Source organism: Xenorhabdus sp. BG5 (assembly GCF_015163665.1).
GTDB lineage: Bacteria > Pseudomonadota > Gammaproteobacteria > Enterobacterales > Enterobacteriaceae > Xenorhabdus.
Map to the genome: position 1 here is coordinate 71475 of NZ_JADEUG010000006.1, position 24181 is coordinate 95655.

A 24181-nucleotide genomic window follows, 5' to 3' on the forward strand; every position below is an offset into this window, starting at 1 on the left:
ACGAAGAGTGTAGACTTTATTGAATCTTATGTTATTGCAGGAGCTAAAAATGGCTGAGGTATTGTTAGGTATCAACATTGATCACATTGCAACCTTGCGTAATGCCCGTGGGACACAGTATCCCGATCCCGTTCAGGCAGCATTTGTTGCAGAGCAAGCGGGAGCAGATGGTATAACGGTTCACCTACGTGAAGATCGCCGCCATATTACTGACAGAGATGTTCAATTATTAAAAAACACAATCCAAACCCGGATGAACCTTGAGATGGCGGTGACAGATGAGATGGTGGGGATTGCTTGCCAAATCAAACCTGCTTTCTGTTGCTTAGTGCCTGAAAAGCGTCAAGAGGTCACAACTGAAGGTGGACTGGATGTGTTTGGACAAAAAGAACACATTGCTGCGGCTGTGAAGACTTTATCAGAAGCAGGGATTTTAGTGTCTTTGTTCATTGATGCGGATCACCAACAAATTGATGCAGCTGTCGAAGTTGGGGCGCCATTTATTGAAATTCACACGGGTGCGTATGCAGATGCAGAGAATGAGAGACAGCAGGAAAAAGAGTTTCAGCGTATCAAAGAAGCCGTAACCTATGCAGCCGCGAAAGGGCTTAAAGTTAATGCAGGCCACGGTTTGACCTATCACAATGTGCAGCGTATTGCAGCCTTACCTGAAATTTATGAATTGAATATAGGACATGCCATTATTGGCCGTGCTGTATTCAGTGGCTTATCTGCGGCTGTTGCGGATATGAAAACTTTGTTACGGGAAGCCCGCCGTTAATGGCCATTCTTGGATTAGGCACAGATATTGTTGAAATATCCCGCATTGAAGAAATTGTTGGGCGTTCAGGCGAACGTCTGGCAAGGCGAGTTCTGAGTGATAGGGAATGGCAGCAATATCAACAGCATAACCAGCCTGTCCGCTTCCTTGCAAAACGGTTTGCGGTCAAGGAAGCGGCCGCTAAAGCTTTTGGAACAGGTATCCGCAATGGACTGGCCTTTAATCAATTTGAAGTGATTAACGATCCACTGGGAAAACCCACGTTGAAACTTCATGGAGAGGCCGAAGTGCTGGCTAACAAACTGGGGGTAAAATCCATGCATGTCACACTGGCAGATGAACGGCGTTATGCCTGTGCGACGGTGATATTGGAAAATTAAATTCAGATCTTATCAGCATGATGCAGGAGCACAAACTTATCCCATAACTGCTCTTCAGTTTCCTGATGGTTAGGGTCAAGGATAATGGTGTTCGTGATGGGGCAGACGGATTGGCAAGTTGGCTTTTCGTAATGCCCGATACATTCGGTACAGCGTTCAGGCTCAATTTCGTAGATCTCTTCGCCCATTGTGATGGCCTGATTAGGGCATTCGGGTTCACACATATCACAATTAATGCAGCGTTTGGTAATTAATAGTGCCATTTCAACCTCTTACATCAATTAAGTCTTTTAAGTTGCAGACTTAATTCTTCCTGATTTGTTGCTCCAGACCATCCTTTGTTATTACATACAATATATTTACAAAAAATACATCTTACAAAACATGGTTACAACTAAATGCATTGTGCAAAGAAAAGCTATCTGGGGTAGATATTAACACATTAGAAAGCAGTCCAATACTTTTATCATGGTATATACTTAAATATGTTTTCAATACGTTAGAGTAAAAACATGCTTGAATACATCGTAAAACATGGCAATGATATCGTGAAAGTCTTGGGATCTATTGGGACTTTTATTGGTATTATTCTGTCTGTATTAAAGAAGCTTTATGCCGATGTGTGTGTGTTTAGAGAGAGAAAGGCCATAAAGTATATCAAATATCTCAATGAATATAATGTTTATTTAGATGATTTGAGTAAAGAATATATTAAACATCAAATTGCATCTGAAATAATGTTTGATGTTACAAAGATAAAATCTGATAAATTTAGAAAGATATTTATTAAGCTAAAACAAGATGGGTTGAGCCCGGAATATATGGATGTTCTTAAAAAGTTGAAAGCATATACTGTATTAAATTCTGGCGTGGTACAAGTTAATATTGGTCCTTATTATTATTTTACTTATTGTTTTGAAAGAGTATTTTCAACGTATTTTTTTACATTGGCATTCGTTGTATTGGTAGCATTTTTGTTCAAAGTTGATGCCTTGAGTAATACCATTAGTAATGCTTTAGATTTCTTTTTAGTCATGTTAAGTATGATTTTACTGATGGCGATTGGTATTTATCTATCAATATTAAGCCCATCAAAATATCAAATAAAAAAATTAAATAAGGAATTAATTAAATATAAAATCGATGATGTTTCTTTATAGACGGTATTTATTGAATTGTCATTGTATCTAAACTTAAAGTCTGTTAGATAGTGATATTCATTTCGCGTGTCTTCTGGAGCTATCCCAATGAAATCAAGCTGCTTAACGGAAGTTATATTACCCAATAATTATCACACGAACGATTTTTTGGCCTTTCATCAGCGGGATGAAATGGGCGTTTCTGAAATAGTACAATATAATCAAATAAAAAAAGGGATTATTTGGTATGAAAATCCGTCTCTTTTAACCATCACAATAGAAAAGAATAGAGCGAAAATACAGCTTGATATTGATGGTGGTAAAGATTGTTCTTCACAACGTGAAGCGTTATCGACGTTAGCCTCCCATATGCTTGGTTTAAAACAATCTGTCGATATATTTGAATCTATCTATCAAGATCATCCTGTTATTGGAGAATTGGTTAACAGACAAACGGGCTTACGCATTTATCAGTCCGCGACAGCTTTTGAAGCGCTTAGTTGGGCGATTATTGGGCAACAAATTAGTTTAAGCGCTGCAATTTCCATTAGACGGCGTTTTATTCAGGCGGTGGGGCGTCAGCACTCTTCTGGGTTACTGTGTTTCCCGAATTATAATCAGGTTATGCAATATTCGCAGCATGATCTCCGTCAGTGTGGTTTGTCTGTGGGTAAAGCCAATGCCTTATTGAATGTTTGCCAATTGATTAACTCAGGAGAGTTGGAACTCAATATTTCAGAAAGAGAAAATGAAATAAAACGACTGACAGAGGGTTTACTTGCTATCAAGGGCATCGGCATATGGACAGTGAATTATGCTTTGCTACGGGGATTCAATTATCTGGATGGTTCACTACATGGTGATGTTGCCGTCAGGCGTAATCTCCAATATTTGCTCAGCCAGGAAAACAAAGTGAGTGCGGAACAGGCGGAAAAATGGTTGGCAGATTTTTCTCCCTGGAAAGCGTTGGTGGGCGCGCACTTATGGCAACAGCAATCCAGTAGTGGATATTAATACCATCCGAACTTCCTTGTCAGGTGCTTTGACTGGCAAGATAAAATTGAATCAAGGTTTCAGACGGTATCCGGTAGAAAAACGGTGAGTGAAAGGACAGCGCGGACGAAATTGTTCCTTGATGCTTTTCTTGATGAGATTGAACTAGCAGATTGAGGTCATTGGGTATAATAGGCAGAATTTTTATAAGCAAGAGAATGGGCAGTGACAGAAATAGATACAGTGACCGAAAATTTTAGTGATGAATATTGGATGCGTCGGGCAATAGATTTAGCCATGCAAGCACAGGCCAAGGGAGAAATTCCTGTTGGTGCTGTATTGGTAGCTGATAATAAGGTGATAGCTGAGGGATTTAACCACCCAATCACTGACCATGATCCTACCGCCCATGCAGAAATTATTGCGTTACGGCAGGGCGGGAGGCAATTGCAGAATTATCGTTTGTTAAATACGACACTGTATGTCACCTTAGAGCCTTGTGTCATGTGCGCAGGTGCGATGGTACACAGCCGGATACAACGGTTAGTTTATGGTGCCAGCGATATGAAAACGGGAGCGGCAGGCTCATTGATTGATATCTTGCGCCATCCAGGCATGAATCACCAAATTGACATTATCGGCGGTGTTTTGGCGGAAGAGTGCTCCACTATGTTGAGTGCTTTTTTTAAACAACGCAGGGAGCAGCATAAGGCGTTGAAAAAAATGAAAGCTCAGCAACAGGAAATGCCCTAATCAATTAGGGCTTAATGGTTGTTTCAGATTGCGTCGGTGTTTTATTCTCCGACGCTTTTTCGTGAGATTCAACGTTATTGCCTGTTATTTTGTCATTTTCAGCTTGGGGAGGAGTGATAGTAGTATCCGTTGCCACTTCACTCCCTTCCACTTTCTCGCGGTTGGCTTTTGCCCTAAGGTATCCCTCCAGGCTCAAATAGTAACGCCGAATATTTTCAACGTAGCGATAAGCTTCATAGCCACGGGCATAACCATATGTTGTATTGGCGTAATATTTTTTCTTGCTGAGCAAGGGAAGACGCGTTTTAACATCCAGCCAACTGTCTGGATTACTTTTTTGCGCCGCTGTTAACTTACGGGCATCAAGAAGGTGCCCATACCCCATGTTGTAAGCGGCAAGGGCAAACCAAATGCGCTCATCTTCAGGAATGGTTTTTGGCAAACGCTCCATCAGGTAGTTCAGATAAGCCATTCCTCCTTTTACACTCTCTTCTGGATCCAGCCGATCATGAATTCCAGCCCATTCTGCTGTTGGGCGGGTGAGCATCATCAATCCACGAACACCAGTCGGTGAAGTGGCTTGTGGGTCCCAATGTGATTCTTGCCATGCAATGGCCGCCACCAATTGCCAATCAAGCGATCCCGCGTATTGTTGAAAAATTGGCTGATAAGTTGGTAAGAGCTTATTGATGGCACGAATAAATGAAATAGTGTCGAAATAATCGAATGAACCGACATGACTGAAATATTTTTCTTGTAGCCGCGACATAATGCCGTTTTCAGTCAACATACTGAAAAAATCGAGCATGGCAGAGTAGAGACTATAATCACTATCGCGCTTTAGATACCAGGTCAGGGGACTTTCTTCACTGACATCAAAAGCAACGGCCAGATTGGGATGAATACGCTGTTGCAAGGCTAAACTGAGAGAATCGCTGATGGTGTAGTCTATTTTTCCCTCAGAGAGTTGCTCAAGCAGTTGTTGGGTATTTTTGCGCGAGGTTTCTTCCCAGGTTAGCTCAGGATAAGACTTTTCTTTCCACTTTTTCAGTTCGCTTACATGGGCTGAACCTGCCGTGACAATGAGTTTACCTTTTAGATCGCTAAACGAATGTGGTCGTGCCTCCCCTTTGCGATAAACCAGTTGTTGTATGACGGAAGCGTAGGCAGGGCCAGTACGTGTTTGGTCTAGCCTGTCTTTATTGTAGATAAGCCCAGCCGCCAGGAAATCGGCTTTATCGTTTTCCAAGTCGTCAAAAAGTTGCTTAATGTTGGGACGAAACTTAATCACAAGTTTAACTCCCAGATAATCGGCAAACCGCTTGATTAACTCATAGTCGAATCCTGTTGGTTCATTTTTGCTGTTAAGAGAGAGCAGAGGAGAGCTGATAGTACTAACCCGTAGCTCTCCTCGTGCCAGAATTTTGTTTATCTGCTCCTGCTGTTTATTGGGCCAATTGATATTAAGGCCGATGATGGCAGCAGAGAGGAGCGCGATAATTACGATAACAAAATAATTTATCTTTATTTTATTCAAGTAGTTATCTCTTTTCCGAACGATTGAAAACCGTGTGAAGTGCAAGATAATAGCATGGTTAAATTTCCAGTAATCGAGAATTTTGCGTAACAAAAGGGGGATGTGCAACCCTATTAAACCTATTTTGGTATTTTATTGAGTGTATTGTTGGGTGGATAAATCACCACGCAAACGGTTTCGTCGGAGGAAACATTCCTCTATAATGCTTGCAGTTTCCCTGAGGCATCAGTCAGGCTTTGCTTCTAAGATGAGAGAACCTATTATTATGGAAATTCTGCGTGGCTCACCCGCTTTATCGGCATTTCGTATCACTAAGCTCCTTTCCCAGTGTCAAGATCAACATCTCCCTGTTACCGACATTTATGCAGAATATGTGCATTTTGCAGAAGTTAATGCCCCAATCACGGACGATGAGCGAGAGAAATTAAATCAGCTATTAAAATATGGCCCCTCTTTGGCTGAACTTGAGCCTAAAGGACACCTCATATTAGTCACTCCGCGTCCTGGCACGATATCCCCTTGGTCATCGAAAGCGACAGACATTGCCCACAATTGTGGACTGAAGCAGATTGTCCGTTTAGAAAGAGGAATTGCCTATTATATTCAGAGTATTGGCATGGATGACGGGCAATGGCAAACGTTGTCGGCCTTATTGCACGATCGTATGATGGAAAGTGTGTTCACTCAGTTTGAACAAGCCGAAGTTCTGTTTTCTCATCAGCAACCTGCGCCGTTAAAACAGATTGATATCTTACAATCAGGGCGGGCAGCACTGGAATCGGCAAATATTGAATTAGGGCTGGCTCTGGCTACCGATGAAATTGATTATCTGATGCAAGCTTTTCAGGCGTTGGGACGCAATCCAACGGATGTTGAGCTGTATATGTTTGCCCAGGCAAATTCTGAGCATTGTCGCCACAAAATTTTCAATGCAGATTGGGTTATTGATGGTCAGGCTCAACCCAAGTCTTTGTTCAAAATGATCAAAAACACGTTTGAGCAGACGCCGGATTACGTGCTTTCTGCTTATAAAGATAACGCAGCGGTTATGGAAGGCTCTGATGTTGGCCGCTTTTTCCCTGACTCCACCGGTGTTTATGACTACCATCAAGAGCCCGCCCATATCTTAATGAAAGTGGAAACTCATAACCATCCAACCGCGATTTCGCCTTGGCCTGGTGCAGCGACGGGTTCAGGTGGTGAAATTCGTGATGAAGGCGCAACTGGACGGGGAGCCAAACCGAAAGCCGGGCTGGTCGGTTTTTCAGTTTCAAACTTGAGAATTCCTGGGTTTGAACAACCGTGGGAAGAAGATTTTGGTAAACCTGATCGCATTGTCAGTGCGTTGGATATCATGCTGGAAGGCCCATTAGGCGGTGCAGCGTTTAATAATGAATTTGGGCGTCCGGCATTGGCTGGGTATTTCAGAACCTATGAAGAAAAAGTCTGTTCCCATAACGGTACAGAATTGCGTGGTTATCACAAGCCCATCATGTTGGCAGGCGGGATCGGCAATATCCGTGAAGAACATGTCCAGAAAGGGGATATTTCGGTCGGCGCAAAATTGATTGTGTTGGGTGGACCAAGCATGAATATCGGTTTAGGGGGCGGTGCGGCATCTTCAATGACATCCGGTCAGTCTGATGCTGACTTGGATTTTGCCTCTGTGCAGCGTGACAATGCGGAGATGGAGCGTCGTTGCCAGGAAGTTATCGACAGTTGCTGGCAATTGGGGGATAAGAATCCGATTTTATTTATCCATGACGTTGGCGCCGGTGGTTTGTCAAATGCCATGCCTGAATTAGTCAATGATGGCGGTCGAGGCGGGTGTTTTGAGTTACGCAATATTCTTAACGATGAACCCGGCATGAGCCCATTGCAGTTATGGTGCAATGAATCCCAGGAACGTTATGTTTTGGCGGTAGCACCAGAGCAGTTAGCCCTGTTTGAAGAAATATGCCGTCGTGAACGTGCTCCTTATGCCGTGATTGGGGAAGCAACGGAAGAGCGACATTTGCTATTGAATGACAACCATTTTGATAATCAGCCAATCGATATGCCGTTAGATATCTTGCTCGGTAAGACGCCAAAGATGGTGAAAAATGTGCAGGTCTTGCAAGCTCAAGGGCAAAGTGTGGATCGCAAGGGTATTGATCTCACAGAAGCGGTAAAACGTGTCTTGCATTTGCCTGCCGTAGCGGAAAAAACATTCCTGATTACGATTGGAGATCGCTCCATCACTGGTATGGTTGCCCGTGACCAAATGGTTGGCCCTTGGCAAATTCCAGTCGCAGATTGTGCTGTTACGACCGCCAGTTTGGACAGTTATTATGGCGAAGCCATGTCAATGGGTGAGCGAGCGCCGATTGCATTATTGGACTTTGCGGCATCGGCGCGTATGGCGGTGGGTGAAGCTCTGACCAATATCGCCTGCGCCTATGTCCAGGATCTGAAACGCGTGAAGTTATCAGCTAACTGGATGTCGGCATCAGGTCATACTGGTGAAGATGCGGGTTTGTATGCCGCCGTCAAGGCAGTGGGTGAGGAGTTGTGCCCTGCATTGGGGTTGACCATTCCCGTTGGCAAGGATTCGATGTCAATGAAAACCCGCTGGCGTCAAAATGGGGAAGAGCGTGAAATGACTTCACCACTTTCATTGGTTATCAGTGCCTTCGCACGAGTAGAAGATGTGCGCCGTACCGTGACGCCAGAGCTATCTACTGAAGATGACAATGCGTTGCTGCTGATCGATCTGGGTAAAGGGCAAAATGCGCTGGGTGGAACAGCATTGGCGCAGGTTTATCGCCAACTGGGGGATAAAACCGCAGATGTTCGCAACGTCGAGCAATTAGCGGGCTTCTTTAATGCGATCCAGCATTTGATTTCAGAACAAAAATTACTGGCTTACCATGATCGTTCGGATGGTGGGCTATTAGTGACATTAGCTGAAATGGCTTTTGCCGGCCACTGCGGTTTACACGCCGATATCAGTGCATTTGATGAAGATATCCTGGCCGCATTATTTAATGAAGAACTGGGTGCGGTGATCCAAATTCGTGAGACTGACAGAGAGCAGATTGAGAACCTGTTGGCAGATTATGGATTAAATGAATGTGTGCACTATCTGGGTAAGGCCCTGGCGGGCGATGATTTTGTGATTTCCAGTGGCAATATGGAAGTTTATCGTCAGAAGCGCAGCACATTGCGCTTATGGTGGGCAGAAACAACGTGGCAAATGCAGCGTCTGCGTGATAACCCAGAGTGCGCAGATCAAGAACATCAGACAAAACAGGATGTGGATGATCCGGGCTTAAATGTGAAATTAACCTTCAACCCTGCGGAAGATATCGCTGCTTGCTATATTGCAAAACAAGTGCGCCCGCGCGTTGCTGTATTGCGTGAACAGGGAGTTAACTCCCATGTTGAGATGGCGGCGGCATTCCACCGGGCAGGCTTTGAGGCGGTGGATGTTCATATGAGTGACTTATTGGCGGGGCGGATCACATTAGATCAATTCCAAACATTGGTTGCCTGTGGTGGCTTCTCATATGGGGATGTGCTTGGCGCGGGTGAAGGTTGGGCGAAGTCCATTCTGTTTAATCCACGGGTACGTGATGATTTTGCGAGTTTCTTCGCAAGGCCGGATACCTTAGCACTTGGCGTATGTAACGGGTGTCAAATGATGTCTAACTTGCATGAATTGATCCCTGGCACAAAACACTGGCCGCGCTTTGTCCGTAACCGTTCAGAACGCTATGAAGCCCGCTTTAGCTTAGTGGAAGTAGCAAACAGCCCTTCATTGTTCCTGAAAGATATGGCCGGTTCTCGCTTGCCGATCGCAGTGGCTCATGGTGAAGGGCAGGTGGAGTTCAGAGACGACCTGAGTTTGATGGAACTTGAAAAGCATCAGCAAGTCGCATTGCGTTTTGTGGATAACTACGGTTCAGTGACAGAAAACTATCCGGCAAACCCGAATGGTTCGGTGAAAGGCATTACTTCTGTGACCAGCCTCGACGGCAGAGTCACCGTGATGATGCCTCATCCTGAAAGAGTATACCGCACAGTTAGCAACTCCTGGCATCCTAAGGAATGGGGAGAAGATAGTCCGTGGATGCGCATTTTCCGTAATGCACGCAAACAGTTAGGTTAACGGTAAAGGCCCTGAAAATACATCAGGGCCTTTGTTTTTTTATCTGGCGCTTTGGTGTTATTAATCCTTTTCTTTTGCTGTGTCTCCATACCGCGACAAAGGTGTTTTTGGGTGTCTCAAAAAAGAGACATTTAATTGGTTGATATAACTTGGAAAATATTTTTTATGGTGAGGTGTCATAAATAGGCGACACTTATACTGATCAAATATGAATAAATACCGATAAGAAAATGCAATAAATCTATATTTTTATTTATTTTCAATAATATCAAATGATTAAAAATAATTTTGTAAGTTGGCATGTAATGTGCATAATACAGGGCAGTTGCTCATTCAACTTTTTTATGTCGGCCCGCAATTGGGTGGAAACATGCCACATAAAGCCCGGAATGACGCCAAAGTAAGGTGCCTACCGTCCAACTTAATGATACTCGCCTTCAGGCCTTATCAAACACAGGACGACACGTGGAGTGAGGCACCGCCTACATGTTCACATGAAGGATCCTCGCTGGCGGGATGGTAAAAAAATTACTATCCCGCCATCATTATTATTGCAGCCCACCCTGTTTATGTATGCATCCGCATCGCTTTCAATGACTCATTGTTTCAATTATCTGCCGTTTTCAACTATTATTTTGACCATTTTCAATAAGAGAAAAGTCACTGTAGCATCAATATCATTACAGGTTATGAGATGATTTCTTTGAAAAAATGGCGTTTATTTCCACGTTCATTGCGCCAGTTGGTTGTTATGGCTTTCTGGTTGGTGTTATTGCCACTCTTGGTTTTGGCTTATCAGGCTTATCAAAGTCTTGATCAGCTGAGTACCCAGGCTGCTGAGATTAATCGTTCAACGCTGGTGGATGCCCGCCGTAGCGAAGCGATGGTTGGCGTCGCCCTTGAGATGGAGCGTAGTTACCGCCAATATTGTGTATTAGGCGATAGTCGGCTAGAAAAGCTTTATCAACGCCAATATCGGCAGTACATGAATATGCTTGGTAATCAGATGGCGATGTTAGCTAATGCGGAGTATACGAAGAAATTCAATGAATTACTGTCGGGCTTGAGCAACATTACTTGTAGTAATGGGGTGCCAGAAGCAACTTCGTCTAAATTACTTGAAGAATTCTCCAGGGCTAATAATCTGTTGGTACAGGAAACCCGTAATATTATTTTTAGCCGTGGTGAACAACTGCAAAAAGATATCGCCGATAAAGGGCAATTTTTCGGTTGGCAGAGCCTTATTTTATTCTTGTTAAGTGCTTTCTTGATAACCTTGTTTACGCGTATGATCATTGGGCCAGTAAAAGGCATTGAACGGATGATCAATCGGCTTGGAGAAGGGCAATCATTGGAAAATCAGATTGATTCCTTTAAAGGACCACGGGAATTGCGATCATTGGCCCAACGCATTATTTGGCTGAGTGAGCGTTTATCCTGGCTTGAGTCTCAGCGTCATGAGTTTTTACGCCATATTTCCCACGAACTGAAAACCCCTCTGGCAAGTATGCGTGAAGGAACAGAGCTATTGGCTGACGAAATTGCTGGGCCTCTGACAGCAGACCAAAGAGAGGTTGTCAGTATTTTGGATAGCAGTAGCAGGCATTTACAGCAGCTCATTGAGCAATTACTGGAATATAACCGTAAATTAGCGGATGGCGCTGCCGAACATCAGATTGTTTCTTTAAAAGAAATTGTGGATGGTGTCGTATTATCACACCAATTGCCGGCGCGGACAAAAAATATTTACACTGAAATTCAATTAGATATGGATTATTGTTGGGCAGAGCCTGGTTTATTAACACGGGTGATTGATAATCTCTATTCCAATGCAGTGCACTATGGCGCTGAATCCGGTAACATTTGGATTGCGAGTCGGCAAGTGGGGAAAAACCTTCAAATTGACATTGCCAATACAGGAACGCCTATCCCAGAGTTAGAGAAAAGTATGATCTTCGAACCATTTTACCAAGGAAAACTTCAACGAAAAGGTGCAGTTAAAGGAAGCGGCCTTGGTTTGAGCATCGCGCAAGATTGCATTAAACAAATGCAGGGGGAGCTTTGCCTGGTAGAATCCGAATTTGCTGATGTATGTTTTCGAATTGAACTGCCATTAACCGCAGAGAATGACTAAATAATATGTATAACAGGTTTACTTACCGCTTTATGACGGAGACGGAACAGCAAAATATTGTGACTAACCCAATGAAAAAAAGGGTTGTCAGGCCATCTATCTTGGCACGTGCTTCGACCCTGCGCTTGCGGGCGATATTGTTATTGTGCGTTCCTTATTTGCTGGCAGGATGCGTTAAAACGGGTGGATCAGACAATTTGACAACCCTGGCGCAGTCTATCCTGCCAGAACAAAATGTCACCGATTATCGTCTTAAGGATTGTGATGCAATCTGGGATATCACGAAGCCTGCGGCGATGGAAAACGGGCTTTATTGGTTGAGATTTATCGATTGTACGGATCGGTTGTCTTCGGCAGAAGCTCGTGAGACAGCGAAACGTTTTGCCCCAGAGACGCCGACTGATTGGCATCAAGTGCTTAAGCAAAGTATTTTAATTGGCAGGGCAACTTCTGTATTAGCTGAACGCAGGAAAACGGTGGAAAATTTTAATCAGTATAGCGCCCAATTCCCTATCGCTTTACGGCCATTACTCCAATTGTGGCGTGAGCAGCAATATCTGAAAATTAATCTTGCTGAAGAAAGAGCCAAATTCCAGCGTTTCCAGTCTGACAGTGATAACAAAATTGATCATCTGAAAGAAACACGAGCACGTTTAGAATATGAGCTTCATTCAATGTCCCGCAAACTGGAAAATCTGACCGATATTGAACGCCAACTTTCCTCCCGTAAACAAGAACAAAGTAGTGTTGCTACTCCTAATACGAACACGTCACCGGATGATAAAGCAGAACTGAAAGAGAAACCCGCCACAAACGCGGAAGCCAATCCTTCAGAAGAAAAATCAGAAGAAAAAGGAGCTGAATAATAATGACAGTACGCAATTCCGCCCATCTTCTTTTAGTTGATGATGATCCCGGCTTGTTAAAACTATTGGGAATGCGTTTGACCAGTGAAGGCTTTCGTGTCACGACCGCAGAGAGTGGTCATGAAGCGTTACGTATACTGGCGAGAGAAAAAGTAGATTTAGTGATCAGTGACTTACGCATGGATGAAATGGATGGTATGGCACTGTTTGCCGAGATCCAGAAACAGCATCCCGGTATGCCTGTCATTATTCTGACTGCACATGGTTCTATTCCTGATGCGGTGGCAGCAACGCAGCAAGGGGTATTTAGTTTTCTGACCAAGCCTGTTGATCGTGACGCACTTTATAAAGCCATTGATGATGCACTGGAACTCTCAACGCCAGCCATTGATGGGCAATGGAGCGAAAAAATCGTCACCCGAAGCCCTTTGATGTTGCGTTTATTGGAACAGGCAAAGATGGTGGCTCAATCCGATGTGCGTGTTCTGATTAACGGGCAAAGTGGAACCGGTAAAGAGGTATTGGCTCAAGCTATTCATCGGGCAAGTCCCAGAGTGAAGAAGCCTTTTATTGCTATTAACTGTGGAGCTTTGCCTGAGCAATTACTTGAATCTGAATTATTTGGTCATGCCAAAGGCGCGTTTACGGGGGCCGTCAGCAGTCGGGAAGGGTTATTTTTAGCGGCGCAAGGAGGAACATTATTCCTTGATGAGATTGGTGATATGCCGATGGCGCTGCAAGTTAAGCTTTTGCGAGTGCTACAGGAACGCAAGATTCGCCCATTGGGGAGTAATCGGGATATCGACATTGATGTCAGAATTATTTCTGCAACCCACCGTGATCTGCCTAAAGCCATGCAACGTAATGAGTTTCGGGAAGATCTCTATTATCGATTGAACGTTGTTAATTTGAAAATTCCTGCCTTAAACGAACGCGCTGAAGATATTCCTCTATTGGCTAATCATCTGTTACGTGACGCTGCCAAACGCCATAAGCCTTTTGTTCGCAGTTTTTCCACTACGGCCATGAAATGCCTGATGGCAGCAAGTTGGCCGGGCAATGTTCGTCAATTGGTTAATGTCATCGAACAGTGTGTGGCATTGACGATGGCTCCGGTCATTAGTGATGCTCTGGTTACTCAGGCATTGGAAGGGGAAAATACGGCATTGCCGACGTTCGTGGAAGCCCGTGGACAGTTTGAACTGAATTACCTGCGTAAATTGTTGCAGATAACCAAAGGTAATGTGACCCATGCTGCCCGTATGGCAGGGCGTAACCGGACCGAATTTTATAAATTGCTGGCACGCCACGAGCTGGATGCTAACGATTTTAAGGAATAACTTTTCTGCTACCGCAAAAATTCTTACACTGGATAGAAATAAATTGCTTTGCTGCTAAAACCCAGTAAAGCAGATAGATGATTTATGGCCCAGGAGAGCCGCATTCTATGAGTCGTACTCTTAATATCGCTCTTGCCCAGTTAAATTGGTTGGTAGGAGACATTGAAGGCAACAGCGAACGTATGTTGCAGACAGTTCGGGAGCAGCAGGCAAAAGGCGCTGATCTGGTTATGTTTTCTGAGCTGGCGCTGTCTGGCTATTTTCCTGAAGATTTGTTATTCCGTTCTGATTTACATCAGCGTTGCCATGAACAATTGGTACGTTTGCAACAAGCAAGCGCTCAGGTTGGTATCTTGGTAGGGCATCCGTGGCAACAGGATGGCAAACTTTACAACGCACTTTCCCTGTTTTGGCGAGGGGAAATTGTGGCTCGTTACTTCAAACAGTTATTGCCAAACTATGGCGTTTTTGATGAAGAGCGTTATTTCGACGCGGGTGATCAAAACTGTGTTATCCCATTCAAGGGTTATAACCTTGGTTTGTTGATTTGTGAAGATTTGTGGTTTGATGCCCCCATTGATGCCTTGAAACAGGCGGGGGCAGAAATCGTCTTGTCGATTAATGCTTCTCCTTATAATCGTGAAAAACCGAATATCCGTGGTACATTAATTAAGTCCCACTGCCAGCGTACTCATTTGCCAATTATTTATCTTAATCAGGTGGGTGGGCAAGATCAGCTCATCTTTGATGGTTGTTCTAAGGTCTTTGATGCTAATGGTGAAATCACCCATCGCATGGCGGCATTTGACGAACAGGTTGAGCAATGTCGTTTCAATGAGATGAACATTGAACCCATGGCAAATCCGATCCCTCAATTGCCACCTCTGGCGCAAATTTATAAGGCGCTGGTGCTGTCTGTACGTGATTATGTGCAAAAAAACGGTTTTAAAGGTGCTTTGCTTGGTTTGTCAGGCGGAATTGATTCAGGGTTGACATTGGCGATTGCCGTGGATGCTTTAGGTAAAGATCACGTGCAGGCGGTCATGATGCCATTCCGCTATACCTCAGAAATGAGTATCCACGATGCCAGAGAACAAGCCAAATTGCTGGGGGTTGAATTTGACGTTGTTTCCATCGAACCCATGTTTGATGCGTTTATGGCACAGCTTGAACCCATGTTTGCGGGAACAGAAAAAGATACGACAGAAGAGAATTTACAGGCACGTTGCCGCGCAGTGATTTTAATGGCAATGTCTAACAAGCGTCGTCGCCTGGTATTGACTACCAGTAACAAAAGTGAATCGGCAGTGGGGTACTCAACCCTGTACGGCGATATGGCGGGTGGCTTTAATGCTTTGAAAGATGTTCCTAAAACGATGGTATTTGCATTGGCTAAATATCGTAATACCGTATCTCCGGCTATTCCTCAGCGTGTGATTGATCGTCCACCGTCAGCGGAGTTAGCACCAAATCAACTGGATCAGGACAGCCTTCCTCCCTATGACATTCTGGATGCGATTCTTGAAGGGTATGTTGAAAAAGATAAATCAGTGGCTGATCTGGTATTTGAAGGCTTCGATGAAGCCATTGTGCGCAAGGTGATCCGACTGGTTGACATCAATGAATATAAACGTCGTCAGGCACCGATTGGCCCACGCATTACGCAGCGTGATTTTGGTAAAGATCGGCGCTACCCGATTACTTCCGGTTTCGGACGTAAGAATTGGTAATTACAGGAAAACTTCATGAAAAAGATTGATGCAATTATCAAACCCTTCAAGCTGGATGATGTGCGTGAAGCTCTGGCAGAAGTGGGTATCACTGGTATGACGGTGACAGAAGTGAAAGGATTTGGCCGTCAGAAAGGGCATACTGAACTGTATCGCGGCGCAGAATATATGGTGGATTTTCTGCCAAAGGTAAAAATAGAAATTGTCGTACCGGATGATATTGTTGATACCTGCGTCGAAACAATCATGCAGGTTGCACAAACAGGCAAAATTGGTGATGGCAAAATTTTTGTTTTCGATGTTGCCCGTGTTGTGCGTATCCGTACCGGTGAGCAGGACGAAGAAGCGATTTAATCAAGCCACTAAAATCATCTGAAAAAAGTGATAACGGCAATATTATCGGTTAGCCCACACCCATAATGGGAGATGACGTGCGGAGATGTCCGATTTTCAATCCGTTATCACTTATCTTATATTGTACAGAACTTATTATTTCTTATCTGCTGCGATACGATCACGAACGTGTTGAGCACGCTCCTGTGAAGGGGGGTGTGAATCAAACATGCTGGTTTCACCGCTGCCCAATTTAGCCAGTTTCTCGAAGCCGGTTGCTAAACCTTCAGTTTTGATATTACGTTTTTTCATCAGATCATAAGAGAAGTCATCAGCCTGACTTTCCTGATGCTGCGAGAACTGCGAGCTGATCAGTTTTTCACCCAGTGCTGCAAGCTGAGAATCGCTCAGTTGCGCGGCTACGCCACCGGCTGATGCAGCTGCGGTACGTGCAGCAACTGTAGCATAAGCAACCTGCATTGCTTTACGGGTGTGGCCCAGTGCAACGTGCCCCATTTCATGGCCCAGAACGCCTTCTACTTCATTGTTGTTCATCATGTCCATCAGGCCGCTGTATACACGCACACAACCGTTAGCCATTGCCCATGCATTCACATCCTTAGTCAGATAAACTTTATAGTTAACCGATGTACCGTTAACTTCGTTACCTAATGCTTTGGCGATTTTGTTCAGACGCTTAGTATATTGGCTGGATGCTGGTGCAATTTTATTCTGTGCATCCATATCCTTACATGCTTGGTCAGATAACTGTTTGACATCAGAATCACTTAGTGTTGCCGCCTGGAATAATTGCATTCCAGAATGAGCCAGCATTCCCTGATCAATATTCTTACAACCTGTCAGAAGTGCAGCAGAAACAGCGACTGCAACAAGAGCTTTAATTTTCATAATATTGTTTTTCCTTTGCAATACATGCAACTATAGTTTTTTAAAAGCGTTAAAAGACTATGAATTTTGCTAAAAATAACAATAGGAATAAACGCTAATATTTATGATTATGTGAATGCGGTAACATTTTTTAAAAATAATTAAATCATAAACAAAATAATTAAATCATAAACAAAATAATTTAGTTTAATTTTTTTTACTAAAGTGGCTTTTCGTTTATTTAAATGAGTTCTCAAAATGCCAGCTTGCTTTCTCTTACCGACGACGCTCATTGTCGAAACAAAATTGTTCCCATTGAGGAAGGAAAATCGGAAAAAGTCTTTGATATAAAAGAAAATTTCAAATAACTTGTCCATAACCTGCTCCTTTTTAGATCGGTATTTTATTGGTCTAAGATACTGATCTTGGAACAGGCTTTTAGTTCAATTTCCTATCCAGAATTCGGGTGTATTGGGTAAACCGTACTAAATGACTTTATGTGGACCAAAACATTCGTAATGGATATATTGTTCATCAATGCCCATTGCCAGCAACTGCTTGGCGATATGTTGCATGAAAGCCACTGGCCCACAGAAATAGAATTGCATCCCTGCCACCGCTATTGCATCCTTCACGAGAGAGAGATCCATAAGTTCGGTGTGTTGGTAATGTATGCCTTTCTGATCTCTCTCTCTGGGTTCACGATACCAAACTTGTGAATACAAATTAGGCATAGACTGGGAAATTTCATTCACTTTATTTGCAAAAGCATGATAGCCGCCATGTTCTGCGGCGTGGAACCAATTTACTGAGCCAATATGATGCTGGTTATGCAGCGATTGCAGCATACTCATCATCGGTGTCAAACCAACCCCGGCAGAAATCAACGTAACTGGCGTATCAGATTGCACATCAAGGAAGAAATCACCGTATGGTGCTGCCAGCATCACAATATCCCCTTCCTGTACCTTATCGTGCAGGTAGTTTGAAATTTTGCCTTGAGGTTCACGCTTGATGGCAATTTGATAACTGGTTCCATTTGGGGCGGCGGTCAGCGAATATTGGCGGATTTCACGGTTTTCAAGTGCTGGATCTTCTATATAGATCGCCAAATATTGCCCTGGTTTGTAATCCATGACCTTGCCACCATCAACAGGTACAAATTCAAAGCTAGTGATGACATCACTTTGTGGTTGTTTCCGGCTAACACGAAACTGACGCAGATCACGCCAACCACCTTCCAGGGATTCACCACTTTGATAAATTTCCTCTTCACGATTGATAAAGACATTAGCTAATACGTTGTAGGCTTTTCCCCAGGCGCTGAGAACTTCGTCACCGGGATGAAACATTTCATCAATCGTTGCCAGCAGGTGCTTACCTACAATTTGATAATGCTCAGGTTGAATACTGAGGCTGGCATGTTTATGGGCGATTTTTTCTACGGCAGGTAAGAGTGCTGACAGATTATCGATATTGCCAGCATAAGCGCAAAGGGCATTGAAAAGTGCTTCACGCTGATCACCGTTGATCTGGTGACTCATATTAAAAATATCTTTTAATTCAGGATTATGCTTGAACATACGTTCGTAAAAATGCGCAGTTAGCTTAGGGCCTGTAGAAACAATTAATGGAATGGTCGATTTGATGGTTGCGATAACTTGGCTATCTAGCATGGGGATCTCCTGAATTTTTCTCACATAAAGCTGAAATCTATAAGTTGTATTTTAAATGCAACTTATAGGATTTGGGAATATCTCACATTGAGAAAAGGAAATTATCTCACCTTAAGTCAAAAAAATAGAATTTTAATCACAATGAATCGGGGCCAGGATCACAAATATCAGTAATAAATCCGTAATCATTAGCGAAACAGTAGGTTATTTAGCTGCTAATGGGCTGTCAGGGTGCAATGCAAACGTTTGCGTAATTTATTTTGTCAAGACTATCTCATTCGATAAAAAGAGTTTACACTGTGTGCCATTCTGGCCCTCAGGGGTATTTTTTTAGAGATGTAGCTGAGTCAGGAGAACCAAATGTTAAAGCGTGAAATGAATATTGCGAATTACGATCCCGAACTGTGGCAAGCGATGGAACAGGAAGTTTGTCGTCAAGAAGAACACATTGAATTGATTGCTTCTGAAAACTACACCAGCCCAAGAGTCATGCAGGCACAAGGCTCTCAGCTTACTAACAAGTATGCGGAAGGTTATCCGGGTAAACGTTACTACGGTGGCTGTGAGTATGTCGATGTAGTTGAACAGCTTGCAATTGACCGCGCAAAAGCGCTGTTTGGTGCAGATTATGCTAATGTCCAGCCACACTCTGGTTCTCAGGCAAATGCTGCGGTGTATATGACACTGCTAAAACCCGGCGATACGGTTTTAGGGATGAATCTGGCGCATGGTGGCCATCTGACTCACGGCTCTCCAGTTAACTTCTCTGGTAAACTTTATAACATCGTGCCTTATGGTATTGATGAAAATGGCAAAATTGATTACGACGATATTCGTAATCAAGCGCAAAAACATCAGCCTAAAATGATCATCGGTGGCTTCTCTGCGTATTCTGGCGTTGTCGATTGGGCGAAGATGCGTGAAATTGCGGATGAAATCGGCGCCTATCTGTTCGTTGACATGGCTCACGTAGCAGGTCTGGTTGCCGCAGGGGTTTATCCAAACCCAGTACCTCATGCACACGTTGTGACAACCACAACGCACAAAACATTGGCTGGCCCACGTGGCGGCTTGATTTTGGCGAAAGGTGGCGATGAAGCGTTTTACAAGAAACTGAATTCCTCTGTTTTCCCTGGTTCCCAGGGTGGTCCGTTGATGCACGTTATTGCTGGTAAGGCAGTTGCATTGAAAGAAGCGATGGAGCCTGAATTCAAAGCTTACCAACACCAAGTTGCTAAGAACGCGAAAGTGATGGTAGAAGTATTCCTGCAACGCGGTTACAAAGTGGTTTCTGGAGAAACCGAAAACCATTTGTTCTTGCTGGATCTGGTGGACAAAGACATTACGGGTAAAGATGCTGATGCGGCCTTGGGACGTGCCAATATCACCGTTAACAAAAATAGCGTACCTAATGATCCACGCAGCCCATTCGTCACCTCTGGTATCCGTATCGGAACACCTGCAATTACCCGCCGTGGCTTCAAGGAAGCAGAATCCCGTGAACTGGCTGGCTGGATGTGTGATGTGATGGATAACATCAATGATGAAGCAGCCATTGAAAGTGTTAAGCAAAAAGTATTAGATATCTGCGCAAAATATCCGGTTTACGCATAATTTAAATAAAATGTAGTTTAGTAATAAGCCCGACTCATAACGTTAGTTTTGAGCGGGTTTTTTTATATTAAAAACGGGGGCATTTGGATGGTTGTTCCATCGACATTTTGGTTAAGCCTGAGCTATTTCACCTATTTTTTCTCTTACGGTATATTCTTGCCTTTTTGGTCTGTCTGGTTAAAAGGTGAAGGCATTGATGCCTCAATGATAGGTATCTTGCTAGGTGTTGGAATGGTAGCTCGCTTTGTCGGCAGTCTGGTTATCTCTCCTACGGTAAAAAACCCCGCTAAATTAATTAATGCATTGCGTCTCCTCTCATTATTGGCATTGCTTTTTGCCATTGGCTTTGTATTCGGTAGCCATTGGGCATGGCTTTTCTTTATCATGGTCGGTTTCAACCTATTCTTCTCACCACTAGTCCCCTTATCAGATGCTTTGGCAGGAACATGGCAAAAGCAGTTTACGTTTGATTATGGCAAGGTAAGGGTTTGGGGTTCGATTGCATTTGTTATTAGTTCTTCATTGGCGGGCATATTGATGTCTGCCAATGGGATAAATTTCTCAATCAGCAGTCTGAATTTTGGCTGGAATATATCGTTTGATCGTTTGAATCATTGGATCGGTCACGAGTTATTTGGTACACACCATATCATTCTTGCTTTTTTGCTATTCAGTGTCATAGCCATGTTACTGGGAATGATGTTGAAACCTTCCATCATGCCAGTAGGTAAGATTAAAACTGCCAATACTAATGCTATTTCTTTTAAAGAACTCTTATCTGAAAAATCAGTGTGGCGGTTTTTACTCTGTGTCACTTTATTGCAGGCCGCCCATGCGGGATATTACAGTTTTGGTTCCATTTATTGGGAGCAAGCGGGTTATTCCTCATCAACCATTGGTCATCTCTGGTCCTTGGGCGTAGTGGCTGAAGTTGTTATCTTTACTTTTAGCAAGCAATTATTCCGTCGTTGGAGTGCCCGTAATTTACTCTTATTGTCAGGAATTTGTGGTGTTGTTCGTTGGGGGCTCATGGGAACTTCAACCGAATTACCGGTGTTGATTATTATTCAAATCCTGCATTGTGGGACTTTTACCGTTTGCCATTTGGCCGCGATGCGTTTTATTGGCGCCAGAAAGGAAAACGAAATCATCCGGTTGCAGGCAACTTACTCTGCTTTAGCTATGGGTGGCGGTATTGCCGTCATGAGTATGATTGCTGGATTCATGTATGAGCAGATAGGAAGTGGCATATTTGGGGTGATGGCGCTGGTTGCGTTGCCCGCCCTGTTCCTGAGACCCAAAGTTGAAGCTCATTCACTTTCGCGCTAATAAAAAAACGAAGATAAGAAAAAGGGCACCTGATAGGTGCCCTAAAAACAACATTGCTCAAATTATATTTATTCAATAATAACGCATTAACGTTTCAATGCTTCAGTCAATTCTTCACGCATTTCAGACAGAATGTCTTTAACGATACGTGGGCTACCTGCAACGATATTGCCAGAGTTGACATAGTTATGGCCACCAACGAAATCAGTGACAATACAACCTGATTCACGTACCAACAATTCACCGCCCAGGAAATCCCAAGGTTTTAAGCCAATTTCGAAGAAACCATCTACTCGTCCGGCAGCGACATACGCCATATCCAGTGCCGCAGAACCCGTGCGACGGAAATCTGCGCAGCGATCAAATAATTTACCCAGTACATTCATGTAAGGGATAGTGTGCTGCTTAGCTTTGAATGGAAAACCCGTCGCAAGGATAGTGCCATTCAGATCGCGGGCATTAGTACCACGCAGGCGATAGCCGTTCAATTGAGCGCCTTGACCACGCGTTGCGGTGAACAGTTCATTGCGCATCGGATCGTAAACCACGGACACTTCTGTGCGGCCTTTAATGCGTAAGGCAATGGAAACAGCAAAATGGGGAAGACGTTTAATAAAGTTGGTGGTGCCATCCAGTGGATCGATAACCCATTGGAAGTCATCTTCTTCTCCTATGTGATCACCACTTTCTTCGGTGATAATCGTATGTTTAGGGTAAGATTTACGGATGATGTCAATGATCAGCTTTTCTGCTTCACGATCAACATTGGTAACGAAATCATTATTGCCTTTTTGGCTTGCTTCAACAGCATCAGGAGTTTCGTAGCTTTTGGCAATGTAGTTGCCGGCCTTACGCGCAGCGCGTATAGCGATGTTTAGCATCGGATGCATGGGGTATCTTCCACCAGAATTTTAAAGAACGGGAAATAAATTGGCGCGCATTATAGCAGTAGTTCGTCAAAATGACTAATGCTGTGTTAAGATATTCGGCTCTTATACTGAATTTAAAAGCCGTCATGTTAGAGAATATCCGCATTATTCTGGTAGAAACCTCCCATACGGGGAACATGGGATCAACCGCCAGGGCCATGAAAACAATGGGATTGACCAACCTGTATCTGGTGAATCCGCTTGCCCAACCTGATTCTCACGCTATCGCACTTTCAGCCGGTGCAAGTGATGTTATCGGCAATGCAACGATTGTGAATTCGTTGGATGAAGCATTGGCCGGGTGTGAGTTAGTCATTGGCACCAGTGCCCGTTCCCGAACTCTATCCTGGCCGATGGTTGAGCCACGTGAATGTGGTGAACGTTGTGTCGAAACTGCCAGCCACTCTCCCGTTGCTATTGTCTTTGGCCGTGAACGTGTTGGCTTAACTAACGAAGAGTTGCAAAAGTGTAATTATCACCTTTATATCCCAACTAACCCGGAATATGGTTCGTTGAATTTGGCGATGGCAGTTCAGTTGGTTAGCTATGAAATTCGCATGGCATACCTTGCGGCTCAAGAGCAATTAAAAGAGGTAACGTCTCCAGAGCACGAAGTAGAATATCCACCGGCCGAAGATATGGAGCGTTTTTATCAGCACCTTGAACAGGTATTAAAAGAGTCTGGTTTCATTCGCAAAGCGCATCCGGGCCAGATAATGAATAAATTAAGACGTCTTTATACTCGTGCCCGGCCAGAAACCCAAGAGCTGAATATCCTGCGTGGTATACTGACTTCCATGGAGAAGTGGGATAAAAAATAAATTGATGCAGTTAAAAAATGTACAGTTAAAACTGTGGCAGGAAGTAATAGGAAGTGCCGTTAGAAAATACAATGTAACGGGATAACAGGTAACTGGACAATAGCGGAAAACAGTTGGGAAAGCCGCGGGGATAGGCAAGTGAAAAAGCGAAAGAGCGTCAAATAATAGTTGAGTGAATTACTCGGTTAAATAGTTGACTAAAATACTCAGGAATGCCACAATTTCACCCATATTTCACCACGGAGTTTTTGTTATGAGACTGACATCAAAAGGACGTTATGCGGTAACAGCCATGCTAGATGTGGCGTTGCATTCACAAGAAGGGCCGGTGCCATTAGCCGATATTTCTGAACGTCAGGGTATTTCTCTTTCCTATCTTGAGCAGTTGTTTTCCCGCCTGCGTAAAAATGGTCTGGTTTCTAGCGTCCGTGGTCCAGGTGGCGGCTATTTATTGGGCAGAAATGCCGGTAAAATTTTCGTTGCCGAAGTGATTTCAGCCGTTGATGAATCTGTTGATGCCACTCGTTGTCAGGGGCGAGAAGGTTGTCAAGGCGGCGATCGGTGTTTGACCCATGCCTTGTGGCGTGACCTCAGTGAGCGTATCACCAGCTTCCTGAGTAGCATCAGTTTAGAAGAATTAGTAAATAACCAAGAAGTATTGGATGTTGCTGATCGTCAAGACGGCGATAAGCGCCGTACCCCTGGCCCTAACGGCAGACTTCAAGAGACGATTAACGTTAATCTGCGTGCGTAACTTGCGGCAAATACTTGTGTGGCAATGAAAGTAT

The 24181-nt window shown here is 43.8% G+C and carries 20 protein-coding genes; 15 read left to right on the forward strand and 5 right to left on the reverse strand.

Going from position 1 to position 24181, the window contains the following annotated elements; genetic code table 11:
- Positions 1-49: 49 nt before the first annotated feature.
- Both pdxJ and acpS read left to right on the forward strand, forming a co-directional pair.
- Positions 50-781, forward strand: a complete 732-nt coding sequence (pdxJ, locus tag IQ209_RS05100; RefSeq protein ID WP_193849591.1) for a pyridoxine 5'-phosphate synthase — start codon at positions 50-52, stop codon at positions 779-781.
- Positions 781-1161 carry a holo-ACP synthase gene (gene acpS / locus IQ209_RS05105; protein WP_193849593.1) on the forward strand — a complete coding sequence of 127 codons (381 nt, stop codon included), beginning with the start codon at positions 781-783 and terminating at the stop codon, positions 1159-1161. The genes pdxJ and acpS overlap by 1 nt, the downstream gene beginning before the upstream one ends.
- A gap of 2 nt (positions 1162-1163) precedes the next feature.
- Here the strand turns inward: acpS and IQ209_RS05110 are convergent, their stop codons facing one another.
- Complete coding sequence (locus tag IQ209_RS05110; RefSeq protein WP_193849596.1) at positions 1164-1424, reverse strand: YfhL family 4Fe-4S dicluster ferredoxin; 261 nt, start codon at positions 1422-1424, stop codon at positions 1164-1166.
- Positions 1425-1673: 249 nt separating this feature from the next.
- Between IQ209_RS05110 and IQ209_RS05115 the strand changes: the two genes are divergently transcribed.
- From IQ209_RS05115 to tadA, 3 genes are all read left to right on the forward strand, one after another.
- A complete protein-coding gene (locus IQ209_RS05115) occupies positions 1674-2321 on the forward strand; it encodes a hypothetical protein (protein ID WP_193849598.1) in 648 nt (215 codons plus the stop codon).
- An 87-nt stretch (positions 2322-2408) separates the two neighbouring features.
- Complete coding sequence (locus tag IQ209_RS05120) at positions 2409-3314, forward strand: DNA-3-methyladenine glycosylase 2 (protein ID WP_193849600.1); 906 nt, start codon at positions 2409-2411, stop codon at positions 3312-3314.
- Positions 3315-3518: 204 nt separating this feature from the next.
- Complete coding sequence (gene tadA / locus IQ209_RS05125; RefSeq protein WP_193849602.1) at positions 3519-4046, forward strand: tRNA adenosine(34) deaminase TadA; 528 nt, start codon at positions 3519-3521, stop codon at positions 4044-4046.
- Between the two features lie 4 nt (positions 4047-4050).
- On the opposite strand, the gene mltF is transcribed toward tadA, so the two are convergent.
- On the reverse strand, positions 4051-5583 hold the full coding sequence (mltF, locus tag IQ209_RS05130; protein ID WP_193849604.1) for a membrane-bound lytic murein transglycosylase MltF: 1533 nt from the start codon (positions 5581-5583) through the stop codon (positions 4051-4053).
- A gap of 265 nt (positions 5584-5848) precedes the next feature.
- Here mltF and purL point away from each other — a divergent pair, with 265 nt between their 5' ends.
- The 6 genes from purL to glnB all read left to right on the forward strand — a co-directional run bounded on the left by purL (position 5849) and on the right by glnB (position 16157).
- Positions 5849-9733, forward strand: coding sequence for a phosphoribosylformylglycinamidine synthase (purL, locus tag IQ209_RS05135; RefSeq protein ID WP_193849708.1), 3885 nt, complete (start codon positions 5849-5851; stop codon positions 9731-9733).
- Between the two features lie 694 nt (positions 9734-10427).
- The gene (locus IQ209_RS05140) at positions 10428-11867 is read left to right on the forward strand and encodes a HAMP domain-containing sensor histidine kinase (RefSeq protein WP_193849606.1); all 1440 of its coding nucleotides are present in this window, start codon (positions 10428-10430) and stop codon (positions 11865-11867) included.
- 5 nt (positions 11868-11872) lie between these two features.
- Entirely contained in the window at positions 11873-12733 is an 861-nt protein-coding gene (qseG, locus tag IQ209_RS05145; RefSeq protein ID WP_228005728.1) for a two-component system QseEF-associated lipoprotein QseG, read from the forward strand.
- 2 nt (positions 12734-12735) lie between these two features.
- Positions 12736-14073 carry a two-component system response regulator GlrR gene (gene glrR / locus IQ209_RS05150; protein ID WP_193849608.1) on the forward strand — a complete coding sequence of 446 codons (1338 nt, stop codon included), beginning with the start codon at positions 12736-12738 and terminating at the stop codon, positions 14071-14073.
- Positions 14074-14180: 107 nt separating this feature from the next.
- The gene (locus tag IQ209_RS05155) at positions 14181-15803 is read left to right on the forward strand and encodes an NAD+ synthase (protein WP_193849610.1); all 1623 of its coding nucleotides are present in this window, start codon (positions 14181-14183) and stop codon (positions 15801-15803) included.
- 15 nt (positions 15804-15818) lie between these two features.
- Positions 15819-16157, forward strand: a complete 339-nt coding sequence (glnB, locus tag IQ209_RS05160) for a nitrogen regulatory protein P-II (protein ID WP_045971762.1) — start codon at positions 15819-15821, stop codon at positions 16155-16157.
- 135 nt (positions 16158-16292) lie between these two features.
- Here glnB and IQ209_RS05165 read toward each other — a convergent pair whose 3' ends face one another.
- On the reverse strand, positions 16293-17045 hold the full coding sequence (locus tag IQ209_RS05165) for a M48 family metalloprotease (RefSeq protein ID WP_193849612.1): 753 nt from the start codon (positions 17043-17045) through the stop codon (positions 16293-16295).
- 464 nt (positions 17046-17509) lie between these two features.
- Entirely contained in the window at positions 17510-18700 is a 1191-nt protein-coding gene (hmpA, locus tag IQ209_RS05170; protein ID WP_193849614.1) for an NO-inducible flavohemoprotein, read from the reverse strand.
- Positions 18701-19060: 360 nt separating this feature from the next.
- Between hmpA and glyA the strand changes: the two genes are divergently transcribed.
- Together glyA and IQ209_RS05180 are read left to right on the forward strand one after the other, a co-directional pair.
- Complete coding sequence (gene glyA, locus IQ209_RS05175) at positions 19061-20314, forward strand: serine hydroxymethyltransferase (RefSeq protein WP_193849616.1); 1254 nt, start codon at positions 19061-19063, stop codon at positions 20312-20314.
- Between the two features lie 87 nt (positions 20315-20401).
- Positions 20402-21643, forward strand: a complete 1242-nt coding sequence (locus tag IQ209_RS05180) for a 3-phenylpropionate MFS transporter (RefSeq protein WP_193849618.1) — start codon at positions 20402-20404, stop codon at positions 21641-21643.
- Positions 21644-21729: 86 nt separating this feature from the next.
- Here IQ209_RS05180 and suhB read toward each other — a convergent pair whose 3' ends face one another.
- Positions 21730-22533 (reverse strand): inositol-1-monophosphatase, encoded by an 804-nt coding sequence (gene suhB / locus IQ209_RS05185; RefSeq protein WP_193849620.1) that lies wholly within the window; start codon positions 22531-22533, stop codon positions 21730-21732.
- 125 nt (positions 22534-22658) lie between these two features.
- Between suhB and trmJ the strand changes: the two genes are divergently transcribed.
- Positions 22659-23393: a tRNA (cytosine(32)/uridine(32)-2'-O)-methyltransferase TrmJ gene (gene trmJ, locus IQ209_RS05190; protein ID WP_193849622.1), complete on the forward strand. Its 735-nt coding sequence runs from the start codon at positions 22659-22661 to the stop codon at positions 23391-23393.
- Positions 23394-23646: 253 nt separating this feature from the next.
- Complete coding sequence (iscR, locus tag IQ209_RS05195; RefSeq protein ID WP_193849624.1) at positions 23647-24147, forward strand: Fe-S cluster assembly transcriptional regulator IscR; 501 nt, start codon at positions 23647-23649, stop codon at positions 24145-24147.
- The last annotated feature ends 34 nt before the right edge of the window (positions 24148-24181 follow it).